This is a genomic window from Alistipes dispar, from assembly GCF_006542685.1.
Lineage (GTDB): Bacteria > Bacteroidota > Bacteroidia > Bacteroidales > Rikenellaceae > Alistipes > Alistipes dispar.
Map to the genome: position 1 here is coordinate 584,229 of NZ_AP019736.1, position 25,077 is coordinate 609,305.

Below are 25,077 nucleotides of genomic sequence, written 5' to 3' on the forward strand. Positions count from 1 at the left end.
AGTCCGGAGGGGGGGGGAAATGTCATCCGCCAGTCCGGTCACCGAACCGGCCGGACCGCAGACTATTCGTAGAAATCGTCTGCAAGGTCGTTCGTCTTCGAGCCCGAATACTTGGCAGCCTTGCCCCGGAATTCGATGGTCAGGGTGTTTTCGGTTCCGGACTTATCGTCGCTCCAGGAATCGAACGCGCCGTAATCCAATATGACGAGCGAAACCTGCCAGGTCTTGTCCGCGTTGCGTATGGCGGTAACCTTGGCCATATCGGGACACAATTTCGTAGTCATGCCCCATTGCGTATAGGTGTCCCCGTAACCGATGGAGCCGCGGGCCAGGTAGTCCATGGAGGTATCGTAATAGAAATTCCAGTGGGATTTCGTATTGTCGAAATCGGTCAGGTCGCACTCCTTGCCGGCATCGACTATCGCAGCAGGCAGGATCAGTTGCGGATTGGCCCACTTGTCCTCGACGGACGAACCTTCCGCCCCCGTACAGAAGTAGAAGTAATAGGCATCGAACGTCGCGCCGCCGTATTCTTCGCCTCCGTTCCAGCGATAGCCTTTTTCCAGCCGAACCTCCATCCGGTCCAGGGTCTTGTCGGTCCATCCTTCGGGTTCTTTGTTATCCTTGGTACGGATCTGAATGCTCGGCTCGAACGGTTTGACGGGCTTCAGCTTGTCTTCATCCATCGCGTCGGCCGTCGCAGCCGTCGGCACGCCGTAGTATTCGGCTTCGACCCCGATGCCGTTTTTCAGCGTCAGGCTTACCCGCAGATAGATCTCCTTGCCGCCGGCGGGATTGGGACGGGTCTCGATCGTACCGGTCAGTCCGGCATCCTCGCCGTAGTAGGTCTGATAGGTCTTGTGGTCGTAGAGCCGGAACCAGTAATCGGAGGTCTGCGCCGCGACGTCGATCACGCCGTCGAACTTGGCAGCCAGCACCCGCACATACGCAGCCCAATGACCTTTGGCGAGATCGGCCGGGGCTGCGGCCGTTTCGGCATCGCCCAAAGCGAATACGTAGCTGCCGACCTGCGGCTCCTGCGAGAAGAGCGCGGCGATCGGGGCCTCGGCTGCGGCCGCAGCCTCGCCGCCGGATGCCGGCTCCGTCACCTTGATCGTATTGGTGGCCGCATAGCCTCCGGCGAACGTGCCTTCGTAGGCGGCACGCAGGCGTTTCCCGTCTTTCGAAGCGTCGAGCGCGACGACGAGCCCTTCGATCGTGCCGAATTTGTCCGTCAGGTACTTCGCCGTCAGCGTTCCGGTCGTCCCGGCGCCCGTCGTGAATTCGCCGCAGCGAATCCGCACCTTCGCGGGATCGGCCGTCGCGAGGTCGATTTCCGCCGTTCCGAACAGCTCCTCGGCGAGCAGAATCTCCACGCCCGCAGCCCCCTCATCGGGAGCGGTCAGGCCCTTTTGCTCGTAGAGGCAGAAGCGGCGGTTGCCTTCGCGGACATTGCGCCACTCGACGACGCTTCCGACGGCGGCGATCCGATTGTCGATCTCGTATTGGTTCGTCAGTTCGACGTCACGCTCCTCCGTACAGGTATTCTGGTAGCGGGCGAGCAGCGTCTTGCCGCTCTTCAATTCGACGCAGGTGTAAAGATTGAGCCGGGTCTCCGTCACCAGATCGACGGAAAGCTCCACGCTCGCGACGTCGTTCATCGTCGTCTTTTTCACCGAAATATCCTTGTATTCAATTTCGAACGGATCGGCGGCCGTGTTCACGCTGCCCTCGGGATTGTCCACCTTCACGCGCAGATAATCGTCGGCCTGTTCCATCTGTTCGGCATTGATAAGCCCCTCGGTCGGCGAGAGGTAAAAGGTGTGGCTGCCGTCTTCTTCAACGACATAGATCGCCGACTTGATGCCGACGAGGTCGCCTCCGTCGTACTGGAGTTGGTCGGTCAGTTTTACGGGCGGCTTCTTTCCGGGATCGTCGTCGGGATCGTCGTCATCGCATGCGCCCAGCATGGTTGCCGATGCGAGCATCGCGCACGCCAGCGCGCGCAGTCTGTAATGGGTCGAGTTTTTCATAGCGATTGTTTTTAATAGCGCGGGGTTCGGGAAAACCCCGCGCTATCCGGTTTCACTTTGTCATTCGGTCATTCCGGCCTTTCGGAACATGACGTCCGGCAGTTTTTCGGCCAGACGGCTCATCGAGACCTTCGGAGCCGGCAGGCGGCGGAGCAGCCTGGGCGGTTCGAGATGATCCTTCCCGGCCGCAGCACCGCCCGCCGTTTGGCTTACGACAGGGCCTTCCCACGTTCCGCGCACATGATGCTTGCGCACGCAGATGCCGTCAACCTCGAACCGATACCAGTTCTCCTTGCCTTCGCCCTCGACCTTGGTGATCGTAACCTGTCCGCCGTAGAGCAGGGCGTGTGCGTCCATGTATTCGAAGATCTTGTCGTCGTCTCCCCACATCGAGTAGGACTGATGCATCCACCGGCTGCCGCTCAGGGCGCCGTTCAGCATGATGCCGCGCATCATGACTCCGGGCTTGATGAATTCCGGCCAGCGCTGTTCGGTCACCTCGTAGGTTCCCGGAGTGATCTCGTTCTCCTTGCCCGGCTCGGTGGCGAGTTCCAGACGGACGATGTCGCCGCCCGGCTCACGATCCACGAAGTCCTCAAGACGATCGCCTACCGATTCGATACCGATATTGATGAATTGCAGGCCGCAGTTGTAGGTGCTGACCGGCTTGTAGCCGATGCCCTGGATATAGATTTGGTCGGAGGTATAGTAATGCGCCTTTTTGATCTTCGACAGATCCATGTCGTAGTCGCGCTCGAGCGTCGAGGTGCCGTCGTCGTCGGGCTTGTCGTCGGATGCGTCGGTGATCGGAATGACTCCGGTGTACGAGCCCTTGAGCGTAAAGCCGTCCTTCGAGGTGAGGTTGAATTCGATCTTGTACACCGGCTGGCTTTCGCCTTCGCCGTTTTCGCCTTTGCTCTCGCCGACGGCCTCGATCTTTATGGTCCCCTCCTTTCCGTAGGAGAATTGTCCGAAAGAGGTTCCGTCGTCCAGTTGGACATAAGTGCCGAGCGGGAATACCATCGCTTCCATCGGAATCTCCACGGCGGGCATCCACGACCCCCATTGGAACGAGGTGTTGGCCAGATATTCGTGGGGCTTGATCACGGCTTCCTTCGGATTGCCGAACAGGTCGTTGAATACGACGAGCGCAGCGGCGAGACCGCCCTGCCCCTTCTCCGTGTCGTAGGTTTCGTCGTAAATGTTGATCTGCATCATGCCGGTACCTGCTTCGAGCATGTTGCCGTAATAGGTCGCGGTGGCGCTGAATCCGACCACTTCCACGTCGCGTCCGATCTGCGGCAGGTAGAAGCCGCCGTCCTCCGGCTGATCGACGATCTGGAGCTGTCCCTCATAGACGATGCTCTTTTCGGAACCGTCCGTATCGACGAAACGGAGCGAAACGCTCCAGACGTCGCCTTCGCGGGTGACTTTCAACGGCTCTCCCGGAACCAGCGACAACTGGGTCTTATTGCCCTCGGCGTCGATATACTGAACGCCGGTATATTGGGACGTGAACGTGTGGTCCTCGTTGAGCTGGCTGGCCATATATTCGCCCTCGGGAAGCGTGTAGGCATCTTCGCCCGGAACTGCATAGAGGTCGGCCACGAAAAGGTAACCCGCCTCTTTGAGCGTCACCCGCCCTTTGGCCACGGTATATTCGGCATCCGTAAAGGCCATATAATAGTTGTGCGACTCCACGCCCTTGACCGGGCCGAGGTACCACGACAGCGGAACTTTATCCAGCACCACCTTGTCTGCGTCGTCTCCCTCCTCCGAAGCGTCGGAATTCTTGCACGGTCCGTAATAGGCGACCGTCAGCGTTTTGCCGCCGGTTTCGATTTCGGCGGAAATGCGGGCGACGCGGGCCGAGAGGAACTCGACCGAGAGAGCCGCTTTCGAGGCTTCCCCGACGTTCGAGGAGTTCACGTCGATCTCCCCATAGACGATTCCGTTGCCGGCAGCCGTAAGATCGACGGCTCCGGAAGGCTGTTTGACGGTGATCTTCACGGCATCGTCGGCGATCAGCATGCCGTCCGCATCCACGAGCCCTGCCGTCGGCGAGAGATAGATCGTATAGACAGGGGCGGCTTCCGGAACATCTGCCTTTTCGCCGTTTCCGGGAGTCTCGACCGTATAGACGGCGGATTTGATTTCCCGCACGACACCGTTGCAGATCAGTGCATTCCCGCTTTCCGGCATATCGGGGTCGCCGGATGAGGACGAGTCGTCGTCCGAGCATGAACTCAGCGCGACGGCTCCTGCCATGCAAAGCATGATCAGAAAGAATGGGTACAGTTTTTTCATAGGATGAGATTTAATGAACCGGCTTCCCGGCTTGGTTTTGCGAATGGAATGCACCGAACTCGACGCCATCTTTGAATGGGTTTTACCATTTTACATTCGGAACCCTGAGCGGATTCCGGAAAAAATTACTTATTCGAGTTTTCGGGATTTTTTCAGCTCGGCACGAGAACGGCGCCAAGGAAAAATCCCCCCCCCTCGCGATTTGACAAGGAAAGAGGATTCTCTCAATAACAAAAGTAACAAAAAGTTTCTATTTTGATTCATTTTCGGCGATTTTTTAATCAGGAAGATGAAAAAAGATACTGTTCGTCGGTGAAATTCAGGCGGTAGGATTTACTCTCGCGTGCAAATTTTTTCCCGTATTTCCCGGATCTCCAGGGCGGGAGGGATTCCGGAAAGACGGCCGCACGAACGGATCGTGCTTCGGGAACGGGGCCTCCCGGCCATTTCCCAAACGAACCGGCTCCCGAACCCTTGCCCCCCCCGACATGTCCCGCCCGGAACGGACCGTCCCCCTTCCGAAACACTCCGGCCCGACCTCACTCCGGCCCGAAACACCCCGGTCCGAAACACCCCGGTCCGAAACGAAACGCCCCCGTCGCAATCGTTGCGACGGGGGCGTTATCCCTATGCGGAACGGGAAGGTTCCGCAAATCCTATTTCTTCGAATTCTTCGCGCGCTGCATGGCTTCCTGCTGGCGCATCAGCTCTTCGTAGCGCTGCTGGAACTTCGACTTCCGGCCTTTCGATTTCCGCGCGGCGTTGGCCTGCATGAAGGCCTGGATCTTCGAATCGTCCACCATGCGCCGGATCACGAGCGTCTGGCCGATGGTGAGCAGGTTCGACAGCAGGTAGTAGTAGCACAGACCGCTGGCGTAGCTGTTGAACCACAGGAGCAGCATGACGGGCATCATATAGACCATCATGAATTTCATGCCGGCCATCTGGGGCTGCGCCGAAGCCGTCTGCTGGTAGTTGTAATACGAATAGACGAACATCGACAGGGCCATCAGCAGCGCGAACAGGCTCACGTGGTCGCCGTAGAACGGAATCGAGAAGGGCAGGTTCAGCACGCTGTCGTACGACGACAGGTCGTCGGCCCAGAGGAACGACTGGTCGCGCAGCTCGATCGACGCCGGGAAGAACCGGAACACGGCGATCAGAATCGGCATCTGGATCAGCAGCGGAATGCAGCCGCCCATCGGGTTGATCCCGGCCTTTTTGTAGAGCTCCATCGTCGCCTGCTGGCGCTTCATGGCATCCTCCTGCTTGGGGTACTTCTTCGCCAGCTCATCGACCTGCGGCTTGATCAGCCGCATCTTGGCCATCGAAACGTAACTCTTGTAGGTCAGCGGCGAGATCACCAGCCGGATCAGCACGGCCAGGATCAGGATGACGATGCCGAAGCTCGGAATGTAGTTACGCAGGAAGTCGAAGACCGGAATCACGCACCAGCGGTTCACCCAGCCGAAGATGCCCCAGCCGAGCGGAATCAGACGCTCCATGTGCAGGTCGTCCCCCTCCGAAAGGCTCACCTTCTTGAGGATCGAGTACTTGTTGGGGCCGAAGTAGAAGGCGAAATCATACCCTTCGGTCTGCGGCGTGTAGGGCACGGTCATCCGCGCCGTGAAATCCTTCACGTAGCCCGAACCGGGATGCGCCGTCGAGAAGCCCAGATCGGCATACGAGACGTTCTCCGGGGCGATGAACACCGACGAGAAGAACTGCTGCTTGAAGGCCACCCAGTTGAGCGACGAGGTCACCTCCTTCGACTTCTCCTCCTCGCTCATGCCCAGCTCCTCGACCGACTTCTCGCCCGGAAAACGGTAGGCCACCGTGGTATACATGTTCTCGTTCTTGAAGCCCTTCTCGTTCTGGTAGGAGGTGTTCGACCAGTCGATCTGTATCTGGGTCTGGTTGGCCATCTCGCGGGCCATGTTCACCAGCCGGACGTCGAACCCCACCAGATAGTCGCGCTCGGGCGACGCCGTGTCGTAGATCGTATAGCGGTACTCGAGGCTCGCATCCCCCGACACCGGGAGGCGCATGACGACCACCTGTTCGCCCTCCGGGCCTTCGGCGACCGGCTCGGCCTCGAAAACGTAGTCGAGCGTATTGACATCGACGTTGCGCAGGCCGTTCTTCACGTAGAAGGTCATGCCGAAACGCGCCGTGGCGGGGTCCATCATCTCGACCGGACGGCCCTCCTCGCCGCGGGGGGCATAGCGCTTGTAATCCTTCAGCGTCACGCCCGTCACCTGGCCGCCGCGCGTCGAGAAACGCACCGCCATCACGTCGTTCTCCACCGTGAACTCCTCCGCTTCGGCCTCACGGGCCGCAGCGAGCGTCGCGCCCAGCGCCTCCACCTGACGTTCGCGCACGGCGGCGGCCGCCACCGAATCCGCCGCGGCAACCGCCTCTCCGGCGGCGGGCGCCGTCACGGCCGCGGCCGCGGCCAGCGAATCCTGATAGGCCTGCCACCGGGCCATCTCCTGCTGGTATTTCTCCTGTTCCTTTGTATTCATATAGGCGAAGCCCAGAAAGAGCACCGCCACTACGGCAATTCCGATAATTGATTTTTTATCCATCTAACCAAATAAAATCGCTCTTCGTTGTCCTGCTTTTTGTTTTCCGGTCTCCGGGCCGCTATTTCCGCTCCTCCGCACAGGCGAGCGCGGCCTTCACGAAGGCCACGAACAGCGGCGAGGGACTCAGCACGGTGCTCTTGTACTCGGGGTGGTACTGCGTACCCACGAACCACGGGTGGTTCTCGATCTCGACGACCTCCACCAGATTCGTGTCGGGATTGACACCCACGGCCTTCATCCCGGCCGCCTCGAACTGCGCGAGGTAGTCGTTGTTGAACTCGTAACGGTGGCGGTGGCGCTCCGAAATGTTGAGCCGGCCATAGGCCGCGGCCACCTTCGACCCCTTGCGGAGCGTACAGGGATAGGCCCCCAGACGCATCGTGCCGCCCTTGGCCGTGATACCCTTCTGCTCCTCCATCAGGTCGATCACCGGATGGGGCGTCTGTTCCATTTCGCTCGAATTGGCGTCGGCGATTCCCAACACGTTGCGGGCGAACTCGATCACGGCGCACTGCATGCCGAGACAGATGCCGAGGAACGGGATGCCGTTCTCGCGTGCGAAACGCACGGCCTCGATCTTGCCCTCGATGCCGCGGTTTCCGAATCCGGGAGCCACCAGGATCCCGGCCATCCGGCCCAACTGCGCGGCCACGTTCGACGCGTCGATCTTCTCCGAGTTCACGTAGCGCAGCTTCACCTTGCAGTCGTTCACCGCCCCGGCGTGCACGAACGATTCGCAGATCGACTTGTAGGCGTCGGGCAGCTCGGTGTATTTGCCCACCAGCGCGATCTCGATCGTCTTCGCCGGATGCTTGATCTTCTCGACCAGCGCCGTCCAGGCGGCCATGTCCGGCTCCTTGTCGGCCGGCAGGTCCAGCTTGGCGAGCACCACTTCGTCCAGATGCTGCTCGTGCATCTTCATCGGCACTTCGTAGATCGTCGGCACGTCGATCGACTCCATCACGGCGTTGGCGTCCACGTTGCAGAACAGCGCCACCTTGCGCTTGATGCCCAGCGTCAGCGGATGCTCCGTGCGCAGCACCAGAATATCGGGCTGCAATCCGTTTTCCAGCAGCGCCTTCACGGAGTGCTGCGTGGGCTTGGTCTTCAGTTCGCCCGACGCGGCCATGTAGGGGATGAGCGTCAGGTGCACCAGCGCCGTGTTCCTGTACCCGAGCGAATAGCGCAACTGGCGCACCGACTCGATGAAGGGCAGCGACTCGATGTCGCCCACCGTACCTCCGATCTCGGTGATAATCACGTCGTATTTCTTGGTCTGCCCCAGCAGTTGAATGCGCCGCTTGATCTCGTCGGTGATGTGCGGAATGACCTGCACGGTCTTGCCCAGGTACTCGCCCTTGCGCTCCTTCTCGATGACGCTCTTGTAGATCTTGCCCGTCGTGACGTTGTTGGCTTTCGACGTGGGGTGGTTCGTAAAGCGCTCGTAGTGGCCCAGGTCGAGGTCCGTCTCGGCGCCGTCCTCCGTCACGTAGCACTCGCCGTGCTCGTAGGGATTCAGCGTTCCCGGATCGACGTTGATGTAGGGGTCGAGCTTCTGGATGGTCACCGAATAGCCGCGCGCCTGCAACAGCCGTGCGATCGAAGCCGAAATGATACCCTTGCCGAGCGACGACGCCACGCCGCCCGTCACGAATATGTACTTGGGTTTGGAGAGTTTCATGCTGTACTCTTAAAATATTTTAGTATCTGTCTTTTCCTGATGCCGTCAGGCCTTCTCCTGCCCGCCGGCGTCGCTCTCCGCCTGCCGGTCGATCAGTTTCACCTTCTCGATCGTGGCGGCCAGCTCCTCGCGGGCCCGGTCGATCTTCGCCCGCACCTCGGCGATCAGCGCTTCGGCGTTCTTCGACTTGGCGAAGAAGCCCACGTTGTTCTCCAGCAGGGCGATCTCCTGCTCGATCTGCCGCACCTTGTTGTAAAGGCGCTCGCGCTCCGAGCGCAGGCGGCGGTCCCCCGAGGCCTTCAGCGAGGAGACCTTCTCGCGGAAACGGGTCATCGAACGGTCGCGCTCCGAGCCGCGCAGCGTCGCGAACAGCTCATCGACGGCCGCCTTGTAGCGCTTCTGCACCGCCTCCTTCTGGCGGATGGGCACGAATCCGATCTCGCCCCAGCGGCGCTGGAAATCCCGGATCACCTCGTAGCCGCCGGCCCTGACGTCCGCCGCGGCCATCTCGTCGAGCAGCGCCAGCTTGCGGCGCAGGTTCTCCTCGTGCTCGCCGTCCACGCCGGCGAAATGCGCGCTCTTGCGCTCGAAGAAGCGGTCGCATGCCGCGCGGAACCGTTTCCACACGGCATCGGAATGCCGACGCGACACGGCGCCGATCTGTTTCCAGCGGGCCTGCAAGGCGATCAGCTCGTCGGTGGCCTTCTTCCACTCCTCGCTCTGCATCAGCGACTCGGCAGCCTCGCACAGCTCGGTCTTGAGCTGCAGGTTGTGCTCCATCTCGGCCTTCACCCCGGCATAGAACTGCCGCTTGGCCTCGAAGAAGCGGTCGCACGCCGCACGGAACCGTTCGTAAATGCGGTTGTTATCCTTTTTCGGGGCGAACCCGATCGTCTTCCATGTCTTCTGTATCTCGAGCAGCCGGTCGCTCGCCCGGTTCCACTCCTTGCGCGCGGTGAAAGGCTGCGCGGCCAGCTCCTCCGTGGCTTCGCACAGCCCGGTCTTCAGCTCGAGGTTCCTGACCTGCTCGGCCTTCAGCGCCTCGAAATGCTCCTGATGCTGCTTGTTGATGCGGCTCGAAGCGGCCTTGAACCGCTCCCACAGCGCCTCCTTGTATTCGTTGGCCACGGGACCCGTCTCGCGCCATTCGTCGTGGAGCTTCTGCAACTTGTGGAACGCCTCCACCACCGACGGCTCCAGCACCAGCGCCTCGGCCTGCTCGCAGAGGGCGAGTTTCTGCTCGTAGTTCTTCTTCAGGTCCAGGTCGCGCAGCTCCTTGTTGATCTTGATGAAGTTGTAGAAATTCTCGACATGCAGGTTGTAGGTCTCCCACAGGTCCTTGACATGCTGCTGGGGCACGATGCCCGTCTCCTTCCAGCGCTGCTGCAACTCGCGGAATTTCGTGAAGGTATGGTTCAGCGTCTCGTCCGAATCGACCAGTTCCTTGAGCTCCTCGATGATCCCGAGTTTCGTCGCGAGGTTCTTCTCCTTCTCGGCCTCCAGTCCGGCGATGAACTCGTCGCGGCGGCGGCGGTACTCCCTGAACAGCTCCTTGAGCTGCACCTCGGCGCCGTCCACGGCGGGCGAGAACTCCTCTTCGGCGCCCCCCTCCTCAATGAAGCGGCGGCGCGCAGCCTCCACCTCGGCGCGGCGCAGCCGGTAGAAGGCGATCTTCAGCGCCTCCACGTCGCGCCGCAACGCCTGCACGGGCTGCTCCCCGAGCATCTTCCCGAACAGGGCCACCAGCTCCTCCTTGCTCTTTCCGGCGAAACGGTCCTCGGCCGCGGGAGCCTCCGCCGCCAGCCGTTCGGCGGCCTCCTCCTCGGCCGTGGCCTCGTCCAGTTCGAGCCCGGCGCTCCGGGCCGCCAGCGCGGCGTCCTCGTCCGAAAAGTCCACCTGCACCTCCTCGGGCGCATCCTCCTCCTGCGGGGCTTCCACGGGCTCCGCCGCCGCCTTGATACGGGCGCGGCGCGGACGCGGCGCATCCTCCTGCCGCACGGCCTCCCCGGCGGGAACCTCTCCGGCGACCTCTTCGGCGGCAGTCTCCGTCACGGAATCTCCGGCAGCGGTCTCCCCGGCGGCATCCGTCCCGGATTCTGCGCCGGCGGCCTCCGCGACAGGGGGTTCCGCCGCAGCGGGCATTTCGGGATCGGCGACGCCGTCGGTCGCCTCGCAGGCAGCGATCACATCTTCAGCCGCAGGGCTGATTTGCTCCTCGGAAGCAGGAAGGTTCGGTTTTTCAGTAGCCATTTCAGTACGCGTTTTCTTGCCCGCCGCGAAGCGGGAGTACATAAATCCCGCAAATATACTTATTTTTCCCGGGACGCCGAAGGTTTTAGCGGGAAATTTGCTATCTTCGCGGAAAGATAATCCGGGCCTCCGTCCGAAGGACGCCCCCATCGGAAAACCGACACATGAGCCATCGCATCCTGCTGGTGGACGACGAGGTGGACATCCTCGAATTCGTCCGTTACAACCTCGTCCGCGAAGGGTACGAGGTCTATACGGCCCAGAACGGCGCCGAAGCGCTGCAACGGGCCGCCGCCTGCCGTCCGCACCTGATTCTGCTGGATATGATGATGCCCGTGATGGACGGCGTGGAGACCTGCCGCGCCATCCGCCGCGACCCCCGGCTGCGCGACACGATGATCGTCTTCCTCTCGGCACTGGGCGAAGAGGAGCAGCAGCTCGCCGGCTTCGGCGTCGGAGCCGACGACTACCTCACCAAACCGATCAAGATGAAACTGCTCGTAAGCCGCGTACAGGCCATTCTCAAACGCATCGACGCCGACGACACCCCCGCCGCGCCGGACGGCGCGCAGACAGGAATCACGGTGGACCGCGAACGCCACACGGTGCTCTGCGACGGCCGCGAAATCACCCTGCCGCGCAAGGAGTTCGCCCTGCTGGAGCTGCTCTGCGCCGCCCCGGGAAGGCTCGTTTCGCGCGAGGAGATCTACGCCCGGATCTGGGGCTCGGAGGTGGTCGTGGGCGACCGTACGATCGACGTGCATATCCGCAAGCTCCGCCAGAAGATCGGCGAGCGGCGCATCGTCACGGTCAAGGGCATGGGTTACAAATACGAGCCGTAATCCCGCCGCACCCGGGAAACCGTCCCCGGAAGCGCACCGGCAATATCCCGCCCGGGCCGTCCCGAAGCCCCTGCCCGGAACCGTATCCGCACCCCGCAGCCGGTCCCGCGCGGCCTCCGATTCTCCGACGCCGCGCCCATTCCGACAAAATTCCCGAAAAATTCGGCAGGCATCATAACAATCCGTAATCATTTTTTATCTAAATTTGCATATTCGCAGAAATATACATATATTTAACTTATGATTCGTGAACTCATCGCCGTAGGAATCGGGGGCGCCGCCGGAAGCGCCGCCCGCTACGCGATCTCCTGCTGGATGCTGGCCGGGCACACGCTGCTGGGCTTTCCCGCCGGGACGTTCGCCGTCAATGCCGCGGGGTCGCTGCTGATCGGCATTCTGCTCGAAAGCCTTTCGTCCGCCGCGGCCGGATGGCTGCTCGTCACGGGGTTCTGCGGCGGGTTCACCACCTTTTCGACCTTTTCGGCCGACGCCGTCCGCCTGCTCCGCGCCGGGGACTACGGCCCCGCCGCCGCATACATCGTCCTGAGCGCCGCGGTCTGCATCGCGTTCGCCGCGCTGGGCATGTGGATCGGCCACCTGTCACGCAATTAACTCAAAAAACCGCATAGAGAAAAATGGTAATTCTGGTACTGAACTGCGGCTCGTCGTCGATCAAATATCAGGTCATCGACATGGAGGCCGCCTCGAGCAAAGTGCTCGCAAAGGGAATCGTGGAACGCATCGGACTGGCCGAGGGCGATCTGGTGCACAAACCCGTCGGCAAGGAGCGGTTCGAACTGCGGCAGCCGATTCCCGACCACACGACCGGCATCCGTCTGGTGCTCGACGCCCTGACGGATCCTGCGCACGGCGTGATCCGCTCGCTGGACGAGGTGAAGGCCGTCGGCCACCGCGTCGCCCACGGCGGCGAATTTTTCCCCGAAAGCTGCCTGGTCACCGAGGAGGTCAAGGAGAAGATCCGCTCGCTGTTCGAGATCGCCCCGCTGCACAACCCCGCCAACCTCGAGGGCGTGCTCTCGATCGAGAAGGTGCTGCCGGGCGTGCCGCAGGTCACGGTCTTCGACACGTCGTTCCACCAGACCATCCCGGCCGTCAATTACATGTACGCCCTGCCCCACGCCTACTACGACAAGTACCGCGTGCGCAAATACGGTTTCCACGGCACGAGCCACCGCTACGTGGCCCGCGTGGGCGCCGAACTGGCCGGGCTGGACTTCCTCCGTTCGAAAATCATCACCTGCCACATCGGCAACGGCGCGTCGGTGACGGCCGTGCTCGACGGCAAGTCCTTCGATACGTCGATGGGCTTCTCGCCGCTCGACGGGCTGGTGATGGGCACGCGCTGCGGACAGGTGGACGCCAGCGCCGTCACCTACATCGGCGAAAAGGAGGGCATGTCCTACGCCGAGCTGAACGACATGATGAACAAGCGTTCGGGCGTGCTGGGGCTCACGGACCTCTCGAGCGACATGCGCGACATCGACCGCGCCTACGACGAGGGCGACCCGCGCGCGATTCTGGCCCGCGACATGCACTACGGCCGGATCAAGAAGTTCGTCGGACAGTACGCCGCCGAGATGGGCGGCGTCGATCTGATCGTCTTCACGGGCGGCGTGGGCGAGAACTCCGAGGAGATGCGCGAATCGGTCTGCTCGGGACTGGAGTTCATGGGCGTGAAGTTCGACCCCGCGGCCAACAAGGGCGCGCGCGGCGTGGACAAGCTGCTCTCGGCGCCCGACTCGCGCGTGAAGGTGGCCATGATCGCCACCGACGAAGAGCTGATGATCGCCACGGACACCTACAATCTGGTGAAATAAAACGCACACACGACAACAAATCAAACGACACAAAACTATGATTGAGCATCTTACGGAAATCGTCGAAGAGGCGAGAAAGAGAGGTAAAAAACGTCTTGCCGTAGCCTACGGGCAGGATTCGCATACGCTGGAGGCCGTCTATGAGGCCTACAAGGAGGGGCTGGTGGAGCCGACGCTCTACGGCGACAAGGCCACGATCGAACGGGTCTGCGAGGAGAACGGCCTCGACCTGAAGGCCTTCAACGTCGTGGACGAACCCAACGACGTGAAGTGCGTGCAGCAGGCCGTCGCCGCCGTGGTCGCCGGAAACGCCGACGTGCTGATGAAGGGGCTGGTCTCGACGGACAAGTACATGCGCGGCATCCTCAACAAGGAGGCCGGGCTGTTCCCCCCGAAAGGCGTGCTGAGCCACGTCTCGATCGTCGAGATGCCCTGCTACCACAAGCTGCTCGTCATTTCGGACGTCGCCGTGATTCCGCTGCCCGACTTCAAGCAGAAGACCGTGCAGATCGGCTACCTCGCCCGCACGGCCAACCTGCTGGGCATCAAGACGCCGAAAATCGCCTGCATCGCCCCCTCGGAGCAACTGCTCCCCAACGTCGTCTCCTCGACCGAAGGCGCGCTGCTGGCCAAGATGGCCGACCGCGGCCAGTTGGGCGACGTCGTCGTGGACGGTCCGCTGTCGCTCGACGTGGCGCTCTACAAGGAGGTGGCCGAACACAAGAAGGTCCGGGGTTCGTCCGTCGCGGGCGATCCGGACTGCCTGCTCTTCCCCAATCTGGAGTCGGCCAACGTCTTCTTCAAGTCGGTGTCGCACCTCTGCGGCGGCGAACTCGCGGCCATGGTGATGGGCACGAAGGTTCCCTGCGTGCTCACCTCGCGCGGCGACACGAGCAAGACGAAACTCTACTCGATCGCCCTGGCCTGTCTGGCCGCCAGATAACACCCGAAACCGACCTGCTACTAACCTGAACCGAGAACTTTATGGGCTACAAAGTATTAGCGATAAATCCCGGCTCCACATCCACCAAGATCGCCCTCTACGACGACGAACGGCCCTTGCTGGAGGTGACCCTGCGCCACAAGACCGAAGAGATCGCGCAGTTTCCCGACATCATCAACCAGTTGGACTGGCGCCGGGGCCTGATCCTCACGGCGCTCCGCGAGAAGGAGTTCGACATCAAACAGCTCGCGGCCGTCATCGGCCGCGGCGGGCTGATCCGTCCGATCCCCGCGGGGGTTTACGAGGTCAATTCGCGGATGCGGTACGACCTGCGGAACGCCCAGATGAAGCACGCCTGCAACCTCGGAGGGCTGCTGGCGGCGCAGATCGCCCACATGGCGGGCGTGAAGGCCTACATAGCCGATCCGCCCGTGGTGGACGAGATGGACGACGCGGCCCGCATCACGGGCATGCCCATGTGCCCGCGCAAGCCGATCTTCCACGCCCTGAACCAGAAGGCCACGGCACGCCTGCACTGCGACCGCGCGGGACTGGTTTACGAACAGGCGAACCTGATCGTCGCCCACATGGGCGGCGGCATTTCGGTCGCGGCCCACAGGCAGGGCCGGATCGTGGACGTGAACAACGCCCTGGACGGCGACGGCCCCTTCGCCCCCGACCGCGCGGGAAGCATCCCCTCGAGCGAGCTCATCAAGGTCTGCTTCTCGGGGCAGTACACCCGCGAGGAGCTGCTCAAGTTCGTCTCCAGCAAGGGCGGCCTCGTGGCCTACCTGGGAACGAACTCCGTCATGGAGGTCATGGGACGCATCGCCGAGGGCGACCAGCGGGCGCAGAAGGTGCTCGACGCCATGTGCTACAACATCGCCAAACAGATCGGCGCCATGGCCGCTGCGCTTTCGGGACGGGTGGACGGGATCCTGCTCACGGGCGGCATCGCCTACAACGAGCCGGTCACCGACTACCTCCGCGACCGCTGCGGATTCATCGCCCCGGTCACGGTTTACCCCGGCGAGAACGAGCTGGAGGCACTGGTGGCCAACGCTCTCGTCGTCCTGCGGGGCTCCGTAGAGCCGAAGGTTTACGCATAGCGGCGGAATCTCCTTCCGGCGACGGTTCCGATACATTCATCCGAAACGAAAGCAGGCTGTCCTCAACGGGCAGCCTGCTTTTTCAACAGGGAGACCACCTGCCGGAAAGCTTCCAGCCGGAAGAGCAGCGAAACGAGCAGGTAGCTCGCGCAGCCCGCCGCGACCTCCGCCGCGACCCGCAGCAGCGCGTGCCCGGGAGGCATCGCCGCAGCCGTCAGCCGCACCACGGCGTACATCGCCGCGGAAGCCAGCGCCACGGGCAGCATGGTCCGGAGGAACCGCCCGACGGAGAGCGTCGTGAAGCGCAGCGTGGCCCAGAAATTGACGGCCATTTCGCAGAAGGCGATGACGACCAGCCCCCATACCACGGCCATCACGCTGCAAGGGATCGTCACGGCGAACACGGCCGTCATGACGAGCTTCTTGAGCACTTCGAGCCGGACGATCAGCGGCCCTCGGCTTTTGATCTTCAGCACGTTGTAGGCGATCATCCCCACCGAGTAGAACATTCCGGCCAGACACACCACCTCGAAATAGGGAACCGTCGGCCGCCACTTGTCCGTCAGCAGCGCGTCGAACAGGTCGCGGGCCACGGCCGACAGCCCCAGCAGTGCGGGAAACATCACGTAGGCCATGACCATCATCACCTGCCGGTAGCTCTCGGCGAACTTCGGGGCGTCGTCCCCGATCTTCGCCAGCGCGGGAAAGGTGACGCTCTGCACGGACTGCACGGCGGCCGTCGTGGGCATGTCCTTGAGCTTGACGGCCTGTTCGAAGACGCCGAGCGTCGCCGCCGGATAGAGCCTGCCGAAGAAAAACTGCGGCAGCTTGTTGTAGAGAGTCGAGATCAGGTCGGTCGCCATGAGGCTCATGCTGAACGGAGCCATCTCACGCAGAGGCGCGGCGCTGAACCGTCCCGAGGGATGCCAGTCGCTGAACCGCCACAACAGCGCGGCCCGCACGCCCATCGCCAGCAGCCGTTCGGCCACGAGGCTCCAGATGCCGCACCCGAGGGCCGCCAGCGCGACGGCGGCCAGTCCGCTCACGAAAGAGGAGAGGAAATTGACCTTCGAGAGCAGCGCGAAGCGGAACTGCCGCGTGAAGATGGCGTTCTGCACCGAGCAGAGCGACGAGAGGGGCAGCAGCAGCAGGAACACCGGCGCGATGCGGGCGATCTCCGGCATGCCGTAATAGCGCGCCGCAACGGGCGCCAGCAGCGCCAGCAGCACGTAGAGCGCCGACGAGAGAGCCATGTTGAAGACGAACACCGCCTTGTAGTCGCGCGGGCCGGGGTCCCGGCGGCGGATCAGGTTCTGCGAAAAACCGCTGTCGGCCACCACCATCGCCACGGCCGCCACGGCCGAGGGGATGGCGAAGCAGCCGAAGATCCGGGGCTCCAGCAGGTTCAGGATCACCAGCCGCACGGCGGTCATCGAGAGCATCGACCCGATCTTCTCGGCCATGCTCCACGCCACGCCGCGGGCCACCTGCTCTCTGAGCTGCTCCTCCAAGCCCCGCTCCGTTTATTTGTGCGCCTCGATCTCCGCGTTGCGCCGGCGGATGTTGCGCACGCTGGCGAACTCGATGTACGACGCGCCTCCGTCGGGCCCGAAGCTGCCGCCCACGATGGCCAGCAGATCGTCGTCCGCGAGTTTGCTGTACTGGTCGAGGAACTCCAGCGCGTCGATCAGGAAGTGGTACTTGTCGCGCAGCTCCTGATTGCGGAGAATCGGCACGACGCCGTACGAAAGCGCCAGGATGCGCTGCGCGTGAAGCTGGTAGCAGACGGCCATCACGGTCTTCCGGCCGCGGAACGCCGCCAGGTAACGCCCCGTGCGGCCCGTCTTGGTGTCGAGCACCACGTACTTCACCGGCAGGTTCGTCGAGGCGCGCACGGCCGAACGGGCCAACTGCGCCGTGATCTCGTGGTTCACCGAGACCATATCCATGTCGATCATCGGCTTGAAATGCGTCTCGTCGCGCTCGATCTCGCGGGCGATGCGGGCCATCGTCTCCACGGCCTCCACCGGATAGTCGCCCATGGCCGTCTCGTCGCTCAGCATCACGGCATCCACGCGCTCGTAAATCGCGCTGGCCACGTCGCTCACCTCGGCGCGCGTCGGACGGGGCGACTTGACCATCGAATAGAGCATCTGCGTGGCGATGATCACCGGACGTTTGGCGCAGATGCACTTCTCGACGATGCGCCGCTGCGCGTTGGGAATCGCCTCGGCCGGCAGCTCCACGCCCAGGTCGCCGCGCGCCACCATGATGCCGTACGACGCTTCGATGATCTCGTCGATATTGTCCAGCCCCTCCTGGTTCTCGATCTTCGAAATGATCTTGATCTGGCTGCCGTGGGCGTCCAGAATCTCCTGCACGGCCCGGATGTCGCGCGCCGAGCGCACGAACGAATGGGCGATGAAATCGACGTCGTGGCGCACGGCCCACTCGATGAAACGGCGGTCCTTCTCGGTCACCGACGGCAGATCGACCGAGACGCCCGGCACATTGACGCTCTTGCGCGAACGCATGGCGCCGCCCACGACGAACTCGCAGTCGAGCTCCGTGTCGCTCTTGCCCACGACACGTATCTCCAGCTCGCCGTCGGCGATGAGCATCCGCGCCCCCACGGGAATGTCGCGCACGATCGTCGGGACATTCATGTACACCACCTTGCGCGTGGTCATGTCCGAACCGTCCGACCCGCGCACGGCGACCCGGTCGCCCGCACGGAAATGGATGCTGTTGCCGTATTCGTCGGCGATCGTCGTCACGCGGATCTCCGGCCCCTTCGTGTCGATCATGATCGGAATGGCCGGATTGACCTTGTGCACGATCTCCACGATGCGCGTGGCGCCCTCCTCGGTCACATGGGCCGAATTGACGCGGATCACGTCCATCCCCGCATCGAAAAGCTCCTTCACGAACTCCTCCGTGCAGCGGAAATCCGACATGGTCGCAACGATCTTCGTTTTTTTCATTCTATACATAGGAAATACGTTTATTTGTGTTTCTCTCAATCGTCCGGATTCCTGCCCGTCCGTCCCGCGGGGCTGCCCTGCCCCGCCCCGTCCGCTCCGCCGGAAAAGCTACCGCTTTCCGCAGCCTCCCAGCAGGGCCTCGGCGCCGAGACGGTAGGAGTCCAGCCCGAAACCCATGATCGACCCCTTCACGACGGGGGCCAGCAGCGACACGTGCCGGAACTCCTCGCGGGCGAGAATCGACGAGATATGCACCTCCACGACCGGAACCGACACCGCCGCCACGGCATCCCGCAGCGCCACCGAAGTATGCGTGTATCCCCCGGCATTGAGCACCACGCCGTCGTAGCGTCCCTCGGCCCGTTGCAGGGCGTCGATCAGCTCTCCCTCGACATTCGACTGGAAATACCCGAACTCCACGCCCTGAAAGCCGGCCCGGAGCCGTTCCAGAAACTCTTCGAAGGTCTCCGTGCCGTACACCTCCGGATCGCGCCGTCCCTGCAAATTGAGGTTCGGGCCGTTGAGAATCAATATCTTCATATCCGCATCGTTTGCTTCGTGCGCCGCAGCGGACCCCGGTCCGCCGTTCGCGAGACAAAGATAGTGATAATTCCCGGAAAATTCGATACCTTTGTCCGACAGCTCCGCAACAATGACTGAATTCGGATTCATCGACTCGATCCGGCGGCTCTTCGCCGAACTCCCCGACAACGGCTTCGAGGGCATCGGCGACGACTGCGCCGTGCTGCCGCTCGGCGACGGAACGTCGCTGCTCTTCACCGCCGACCTGCTGACCGAGGGGGTGCACTTCCTGCGGGCCGCGACCTCGGCCCGCGAACTGGGCCGCAAATCGCTGGCCGTCAACCTGAGCGACATCGCGGCGATGGGCGCCCGTCCCGTCGCCACGCTGCTCTCCCTGGCGCTCCCCGCCGATGCGGAGGATGCCTGGACCGCGGAGTTCACGGAGGGATACCGCGAGCTGTCGGCCCGCTACGGCGCGGCACTCGTCGGAGGCGACACGACCCGCTCGGCCGGGGGCATCACGATCAACGTCACGGCCATCGGCCGCGCCCCCGACGCACACGTCAAACGCCGCGACGCCGCCCGGGAGGGCGACGTCGTCTTCGTCGCGGGCGAACTGGGAGCCTCGGGTGCCGGACTGCGGGACATCCTCGCCGGACGGTACGACACGCCGCTCGCCGCCGTGCACCGCAACCCGGAGCCGCAGGTCGGGGAGGGTGCATGGCTGGGCGCCCGAAGCGAGGTGCACGCCATGATGGACCTCTCGGACGGACTGGCTTCGGACCTCGGACACATCCTCGACCGTTCGTCGGCGGGTGCAGAGGTGGAGCTTTCGCTCATCCCCGTCGCCCCGGGGTCCGACCTGCGCACCGCCGCCTGCGGAGGCGAGGACTACAAGCTGCTCCTCACCGCCGATCCGTCCGCCGCCGACCGTCTGGCCGCCGACTACCTCGCCCGCTTCGGCTCGCCGCTCTATCCGCTGGGCCGCATCACCGCCCGCCCGGGCCTCGTCTGGCTCCGCGACGGGCGTCCCGAGCCGCTCGACTGGCACGGCTTCGAACACTTCTGATTCCGGCACGGAAACGGCGTCCGCACCCCGGTCCTCCGAAACCGGCTCCCTGAAAAAAGAAAAACCGACGGGAATTTTCCCACCGGAATCATTGAAACGCCCTGTCCGAAAACCGCGCCGCACGCCTTCATCCGCAAATCCGCCGGACGGACGGAAATCCGTCGGGAGGGGAGACGGAATGAACGCCCGCTACTCCTCGACGATATAGACGTGTTCGTCGCGCCGCTGCATGTGGTAATTCTCCCGGGCGTACTCCTCGAGGTAGTCGTCGTAACGCAACTGCTCGACGAGCGCGCTGTCCTGCGCGATCCGCTCCCGGTAGAACAGCTCCTCGCGCAGCAGGGCGTTGATCTGCCCCTTGATCTTCACGGCGTGCAGCGCATTGCGCCCCACCACGAAAAGCGTGAGCACCACGATGATCGCCGTCGCCGCGATCCAGAACTTCCGGCCCGGTCGGATTTTCATAGGCGGATCAGGGAATGCGCATGTACTTGTGCGTCTGGATGGAGATGTTCCACTCCGGACGGGCCTTGACATACTCCACGATCGCGGGCATCACCCGTTCGGAGACGCTCCATTCGGGCTGGAGATACAGCCGGCAATGCCGCCCGACGCGCGCGGCGTTCCGCTCGGCCCACTCGAAATCGGCCTCCGATTCGACGATCACCTTCAGCTCGTGGGCCCTACCGTAGGCGTCGTCCAGCGGCGGCTGCCTGCGCTTGGGCGAAAGGCACACCCAGTCGAACACCCCGCTGAAGGGGTGCGAACCCGAGGTCTCCAGAAAGATTTCGAGCCCCCTCCGGCGCAACTCTCCGGTCAGGATTCCCAGCGGATAGATCAGCGGCTCGCCGCCGGTGATGACGATGGCCCGCGCGGCGCACGACGTGGCCCGGTCGATCACCGTCCCCACGTCGGTGGGCGGATAGAGCTTCGGATTCCACGTGTACTTGGCGTCGCACCAACTGCAACCCACGTCGCACCCGCCCAGACGGATGAAGTAGGCCGGCTTGCCGGCGTGGTAGCCCTCGCCCTGGATCGTGTAGAAATCCTCGACGAGCGGCAACAGCCGCCCCCCGTCGAGCAGCGCGTTATCGGTTCCTGCAGCCATCACTCCGTCACGACGTAAATATCCTTCAGGCTGCGGCCCAACTGGTCGTAGTCGAGCCCGTAACCCACGATGAACTCGTTGCCGATCTCCATCGCGCGGTACTTGATCGGCACCTGCTTGCGGTACGATCCCGGCTTGAAGAAGAGCGTGCACACCTCGACGCTGGCCGGACGGCGGGCTTGCAGGTCGCGCATCATGTGCTCGATCGACTCGCCCGTATCGACGATATCCTCCACGACGATCACGTGCCGCCCCTCGATCGAGCCGTTCAGTCCGATGAGGCTCTTCACCTCCCCCGTCGAGCTGGTTCCCTCGTAGGAGGCCAGCTTCACGAACGAAAGTTCGTTGTTGAAGTCGATCTTCTTGATCAGATCGCTCATGAACATGAACGACCCGTTCAGCACGCCCACGAACAGCGGCGTCGGGCAGCCGGCATAATCCGCATTGATGCGGTCGGCCACGGCCGTCACCGCCTCGTCGATCTTCTCGGCGGGAATCATGATCTTGAACTTCTTGTCGTGAAGTTTTATGATGTCCTTCATCGCAATTCGGGATTTGTGTTTAATTTTGCAAAAATAACGAATCTCGGACAACATTGCCAACGTTTCACGCAAAATAATCGCAAAAAGATGAAAACCCCGCATCTGCGGCCGCTCGTCCTGCCGCTCGTCCTGCTCCTGGCGGCCTGCGCCGCCCGCCCCGAAGAACCCGTGCACACGACGCTTTTCCGCCCGGGCGACCACGGCTCGAAGTACTACCGCATCCCGGCGCTCGCCACGACTGCCGAGGGTACGCTGCTGGCCGTGGCCGACCGCCGCAACGACTCGCAGGGCGACCTGCCGAACGCCATCGACCTCGTCGTGCGCCGCAGTACCGACAACGGCCGCACGTGGAGCGACCAGATTCCGATCGCCCTGCACACCGCCGAGACCGGATACGGCGACGCCGCGCTGGTCACCGACCGCACCTCGGGCGACATACTCTGCATCTTCGCCTCGGGTTGCGGGCTCTGGGCCTCGACGGCCGAACACCCGCTCGACGTCAACGTTTCGCGCAGCCGCGACGACGGCCGCACGTGGAGCGCCCCGGAACGCATCACCCCGCAAATCTACGGCCCCGGCTGCAACAACCCCGCGGCGGACTCCCTCTCGGGACTTTTCGCCGCCTCGGGACGCGCCCTGCAACTCGCCGACGGCACGCTGCTGTTCGCCGCGGCCGCCCACCGGACGGGAACGAAATGGCCGCCGCTGTACAACTACGTCTGCCTCTCCGGGGACGGGGGCCGCACCTGGCGGCTGCTTCCCGCCGCAGCCTCCGACTGCGGCGACGAGGCCAAACTCGCGGAGCTGGCCGACGGCGGCTGGCTCATGAGCATCCGCAACCCCGACAAGGGCTGCCGCCGCTTCGCCGTTTCGCACGACCGGGGCGCGACATGGAGCCCCGTCGGCACGTGGTCCGACCTGCCCGATCCGGCCTGCAACGGCGACCTGCTGCGCTACTCGCTCCGCAGCGAAGGGGCCTCCCACGACCGCCTGCTGCATTCGATTCCTGCCGACACGGCCGAGCGCCGCAACGTCTCCGTCGCCCTGAGCTACGACGAGGGCCGGACATGGCCCGTCCGCAAAACCGTCTGGGAAGGTCCCGCGGGCTACTCCTCGCTCACGCGGCTCGCCGACGGCGGAATCGGCCTGCTCACCGAGGTCGGCGACTGGGATTCGGGATTCGAGATCCGCTTCACCCGCCTCTCCATCGACTGGCTCACCGACGGAGCGGACGACGGACGGTAAACGGACGGCGGCGGTTTCCCGGCATCCCGACGCCCCGATCCGCCCCCCGGCATGCAAACGCCCGGAGCTCTTTCGAAGAGCTCCGGGCGTCTTTTTCCCGTAAGGTTCCGCTGCTACACCAGCCCCGAGAAGCCCATGAAAGCCATGGCGAGGATGCTGGCCGTGATGAGCGCGATGGGAACGCCGCGGAACGCCGCGGGCACGTCCTCGAACTCGAGCCGTTCGCGGATACCCGCGAAGAGCACCAGCGCCAGGCCGAATCCCAGGGCCGTCGCGACGGAGTAGGTGACGCTTTGCAGGAGCGTGAACTCCTTCTGGATCATCAGAATCGCCACGCCCAGCACGGCGCAGTTCGTCGTGATGAGCGGCAGGAAGATACCCAGCGCCTGATAGAGCGACGGGGACATCTTCTTGAGAATGATTTCGACCATCTGCACCAGCGCGGCGATCACGAGGATAAAGACGATGGTCTGCATGTACTCGATACCCAGCGGCACGAGGATATAGGTCTGGATCGGCCAGGCCACCACGGCCGTCAGCGCCATGACGAACGTCACGGCCGCGCCCATGCCGAGCGACGTCTCGACCTTCGACGACACGCCCAGGAAGGGACAGATGCCGAGGAACTGCGCCAGCACGACGTTATTGACGAAGATGGCGCCGATGATGATTGCGAAATAGGATATCTCCATGACTCTACTTCTTGACTAATTTATTAAACAGGACCATCAGGTATCCGAGCGTGAGGAATCCGCCGGGAGCCAGCACGAACACCAGCGGCGTCAGGTCGGAAATGCCGAGATCGACCCCGAAGACGGCGCCGCTGCCCAGCACCTCGCGCACGGCTCCCATGACCGTGAGCGCCAGCGTGAAGCCCAGACCGATCCCTACGCCGTCGAGGATGGAATCCAGCGGCGAATTCTTCGATGCGAAAGCCTCGGCGCGTCCCAGAATGATGCAGTTCACCACGATCAGCGGGATGAAGACACCCAGCGCGGCGTACAGCGCCGGCACGAAAGCCTCCATCAGCATCTGGATGATCGTCACGAACGAGGCGATCACCACGATAAAGGCCGGAATGCGGACCTTGTCCGGAATGATGTTCTTGATGAGCGAAATCACCAGATTCGACATGATCAGCACGGCGGTCGTCGCCAGCCCCATGCCCATGCCGTTCGCGGCCGACGTCGTCGTGCCGAGCGTGGGGCACATGCCCAGCACCAGCACGAACGTGGGATTGTTCCGGACAATCCCGCTCAAAACTATCTGCAACTTATTCATTATGACCTCCTTCCTGAATCTGCGATTCGTTGGTTCCTACGGTCCCGGACTCTTCCTTACCTTCCGGGGCGGCCTGTGCCGAGGCCTCTCCGGCCGCCGCGGCATCCCCGGCAGAAGCGGTCTGCGACGCCCCCGAAGCCACGTCCGAGGGCGCTTCGCCCGACGCCACGCTCCGGTAAGCCATCCACGCGCGGTTGATCGCATCGACATAGGCGCGCGAGGAGATCGTCGCCGCCGTCAGCGCATCCACGTCGCCGCCGTCCTTGCGAACGGCCAGTTTGCCGTCCACGAGTTTCTTCTCCTCCAGTTTCTGTCCTTTGACGCTCATCAGCAGCGGGTTGCCCTCGTCTGCCATCTTCGTGCCGAGGCCCGGCGTCTCGGACTGCTCCAGCACATTGACGTTCACCACTTCGCCTTCGGGCGTGAATCCCACCATCAGGCGCACCACGCCGCTGAAACCCTGTTTGGTCATCGTCTGCACGGCATAGCCCGCCACGGCGCCGCCCTTCGTGGCGGTATAGACCGTGATCGGCATTTCGTCGATCGTCAGCTCCTCGCTCGTCGTCCCGTCGAAAGGCGGGAGGACCTCCGTGAGCGCCGCCTTCGTCGCGGCCTGCTTGGCCTGCGCGATCGGCTCCGCCGTAATCATGTTCACGACGCCCACCCCGGCCGAAGCCACGAGGGTGATGCCGAAGAGCACGGCGGTCATGTTCAAAAGCGTACTTTTCATACCTC

The 25,077-nt window shown here is 63.0% G+C and carries 21 protein-coding genes; 7 read left to right on the plus strand and 14 right to left on the minus strand.

The window, feature by feature from the left end; all coding sequences use genetic code 11:
• Positions 1-62 precede the first annotated feature (62 nt).
• From FME97_RS02715 to FME97_RS02735, 5 genes are all read right to left on the minus strand, one after another.
• Positions 63-2,033: a hypothetical protein gene (locus tag FME97_RS02715; RefSeq protein ID WP_141427752.1), complete on the minus strand. Its 1,971-nt coding sequence runs from the start codon at positions 2,031-2,033 to the stop codon at positions 63-65.
• Between the two features lie 60 nt (positions 2,034-2,093).
• Positions 2,094-4,340, minus strand: coding sequence for a hypothetical protein (locus tag FME97_RS02720; protein WP_141427753.1), 2,247 nt, complete (start codon positions 4,338-4,340; stop codon positions 2,094-2,096).
• Positions 4,341-4,996: 656 nt separating this feature from the next.
• Complete coding sequence (yidC, locus tag FME97_RS02725) at positions 4,997-6,928, minus strand: membrane protein insertase YidC (protein WP_141427754.1); 1,932 nt, start codon at positions 6,926-6,928, stop codon at positions 4,997-4,999.
• Positions 6,929-6,986: 58 nt separating this feature from the next.
• The gene (locus tag FME97_RS02730; protein WP_141427755.1) at positions 6,987-8,609 is read right to left on the minus strand and encodes a CTP synthase; all 1,623 of its coding nucleotides are present in this window, start codon (positions 8,607-8,609) and stop codon (positions 6,987-6,989) included.
• A 45-nt stretch (positions 8,610-8,654) separates the two neighbouring features.
• Entirely contained in the window at positions 8,655-10,859 is a 2,205-nt protein-coding gene (locus FME97_RS02735) for a DUF349 domain-containing protein (RefSeq protein ID WP_141427756.1), read from the minus strand.
• A 164-nt stretch (positions 10,860-11,023) separates the two neighbouring features.
• Between FME97_RS02735 and FME97_RS02740 the strand changes: the two genes are divergently transcribed.
• The 5 genes from FME97_RS02740 to buk all read left to right on the plus strand — a co-directional run bounded on the left by FME97_RS02740 (position 11,024) and on the right by buk (position 15,591).
• Positions 11,024-11,701: a response regulator transcription factor gene (locus FME97_RS02740; RefSeq protein ID WP_141427757.1), complete on the plus strand. Its 678-nt coding sequence runs from the start codon at positions 11,024-11,026 to the stop codon at positions 11,699-11,701.
• Between the two features lie 240 nt (positions 11,702-11,941).
• Complete coding sequence (gene crcB, locus FME97_RS02745; RefSeq protein WP_141427758.1) at positions 11,942-12,313, plus strand: fluoride efflux transporter CrcB; 372 nt, start codon at positions 11,942-11,944, stop codon at positions 12,311-12,313.
• A 23-nt stretch (positions 12,314-12,336) separates the two neighbouring features.
• Positions 12,337-13,539 carry an acetate/propionate family kinase gene (locus tag FME97_RS02750; protein ID WP_141427759.1) on the plus strand — a complete coding sequence of 401 codons (1,203 nt, stop codon included), beginning with the start codon at positions 12,337-12,339 and terminating at the stop codon, positions 13,537-13,539.
• A gap of 37 nt (positions 13,540-13,576) precedes the next feature.
• A complete protein-coding gene (locus tag FME97_RS02755) occupies positions 13,577-14,482 on the plus strand; it encodes a phosphate acyltransferase (RefSeq protein ID WP_141427760.1) in 906 nt (301 codons plus the stop codon).
• A 41-nt stretch (positions 14,483-14,523) separates the two neighbouring features.
• Complete coding sequence (gene buk, locus FME97_RS02760; RefSeq protein WP_141427761.1) at positions 14,524-15,591, plus strand: butyrate kinase; 1,068 nt, start codon at positions 14,524-14,526, stop codon at positions 15,589-15,591.
• Positions 15,592-15,653: 62 nt separating this feature from the next.
• On the opposite strand, the gene FME97_RS02765 is transcribed toward buk, so the two are convergent.
• From FME97_RS02765 to aroQ, 3 genes are all read right to left on the minus strand, one after another.
• On the minus strand, positions 15,654-17,102 hold the full coding sequence (locus FME97_RS02765; protein WP_141427762.1) for a lipopolysaccharide biosynthesis protein: 1,449 nt from the start codon (positions 17,100-17,102) through the stop codon (positions 15,654-15,656).
• A 12-nt stretch (positions 17,103-17,114) separates the two neighbouring features.
• Complete coding sequence (gene pyk, locus FME97_RS02770) at positions 17,115-18,584, minus strand: pyruvate kinase (RefSeq protein WP_141427763.1); 1,470 nt, start codon at positions 18,582-18,584, stop codon at positions 17,115-17,117.
• A 99-nt stretch (positions 18,585-18,683) separates the two neighbouring features.
• The gene (gene aroQ, locus FME97_RS02775) at positions 18,684-19,115 is read right to left on the minus strand and encodes a type II 3-dehydroquinate dehydratase (protein ID WP_141427764.1); all 432 of its coding nucleotides are present in this window, start codon (positions 19,113-19,115) and stop codon (positions 18,684-18,686) included.
• A gap of 112 nt (positions 19,116-19,227) precedes the next feature.
• Between aroQ and thiL the strand changes: the two genes are divergently transcribed.
• Positions 19,228-20,166: a thiamine-phosphate kinase gene (gene thiL / locus FME97_RS02780; protein ID WP_141427765.1), complete on the plus strand. Its 939-nt coding sequence runs from the start codon at positions 19,228-19,230 to the stop codon at positions 20,164-20,166.
• A gap of 189 nt (positions 20,167-20,355) precedes the next feature.
• On the opposite strand, the gene FME97_RS02785 is transcribed toward thiL, so the two are convergent.
• Genes FME97_RS02785 through hpt form a run of 3 tightly spaced genes read right to left on the minus strand, consistent with a single transcriptional unit; the run spans position 20,356 to position 21,816 of the window.
• Positions 20,356-20,631, minus strand: coding sequence for an FtsB family cell division protein (locus FME97_RS02785; protein WP_141427766.1), 276 nt, complete (start codon positions 20,629-20,631; stop codon positions 20,356-20,358).
• A 7-nt stretch (positions 20,632-20,638) separates the two neighbouring features.
• Positions 20,639-21,274: a 7-carboxy-7-deazaguanine synthase QueE gene (locus FME97_RS02790; protein WP_141427767.1), complete on the minus strand. Its 636-nt coding sequence runs from the start codon at positions 21,272-21,274 to the stop codon at positions 20,639-20,641.
• On the minus strand, positions 21,274-21,816 hold the full coding sequence (gene hpt, locus FME97_RS02795) for a hypoxanthine phosphoribosyltransferase (protein WP_141427768.1): 543 nt from the start codon (positions 21,814-21,816) through the stop codon (positions 21,274-21,276). Before hpt ends, FME97_RS02790 begins: the two co-directional genes overlap by 1 nt.
• Before the next feature lie 87 nt (positions 21,817-21,903).
• Between hpt and FME97_RS02800 the strand changes: the two genes are divergently transcribed.
• Positions 21,904-23,061: a sialidase family protein gene (locus FME97_RS02800; RefSeq protein ID WP_141427769.1), complete on the plus strand. Its 1,158-nt coding sequence runs from the start codon at positions 21,904-21,906 to the stop codon at positions 23,059-23,061.
• A gap of 113 nt (positions 23,062-23,174) precedes the next feature.
• Here FME97_RS02800 and rsxA read toward each other — a convergent pair whose 3' ends face one another.
• The 3 genes from rsxA to FME97_RS02815 are packed head-to-tail and all read right to left on the minus strand — an operon-like array spanning position 23,175 to position 25,072.
• Positions 23,175-23,753, minus strand: a complete 579-nt coding sequence (gene rsxA, locus FME97_RS02805; protein ID WP_141427770.1) for an electron transport complex subunit RsxA — start codon at positions 23,751-23,753, stop codon at positions 23,175-23,177.
• Positions 23,754-23,757: 4 nt separating this feature from the next.
• On the minus strand, positions 23,758-24,342 hold the full coding sequence (locus FME97_RS02810) for an RnfABCDGE type electron transport complex subunit E (RefSeq protein ID WP_141427771.1): 585 nt from the start codon (positions 24,340-24,342) through the stop codon (positions 23,758-23,760).
• Positions 24,335-25,072: an RnfABCDGE type electron transport complex subunit G gene (locus FME97_RS02815; protein WP_232522920.1), complete on the minus strand. Its 738-nt coding sequence runs from the start codon at positions 25,070-25,072 to the stop codon at positions 24,335-24,337. The genes FME97_RS02810 and FME97_RS02815 overlap by 8 nt, the downstream gene beginning before the upstream one ends.
• Positions 25,073-25,077: the final 5 nt, after the last annotated feature.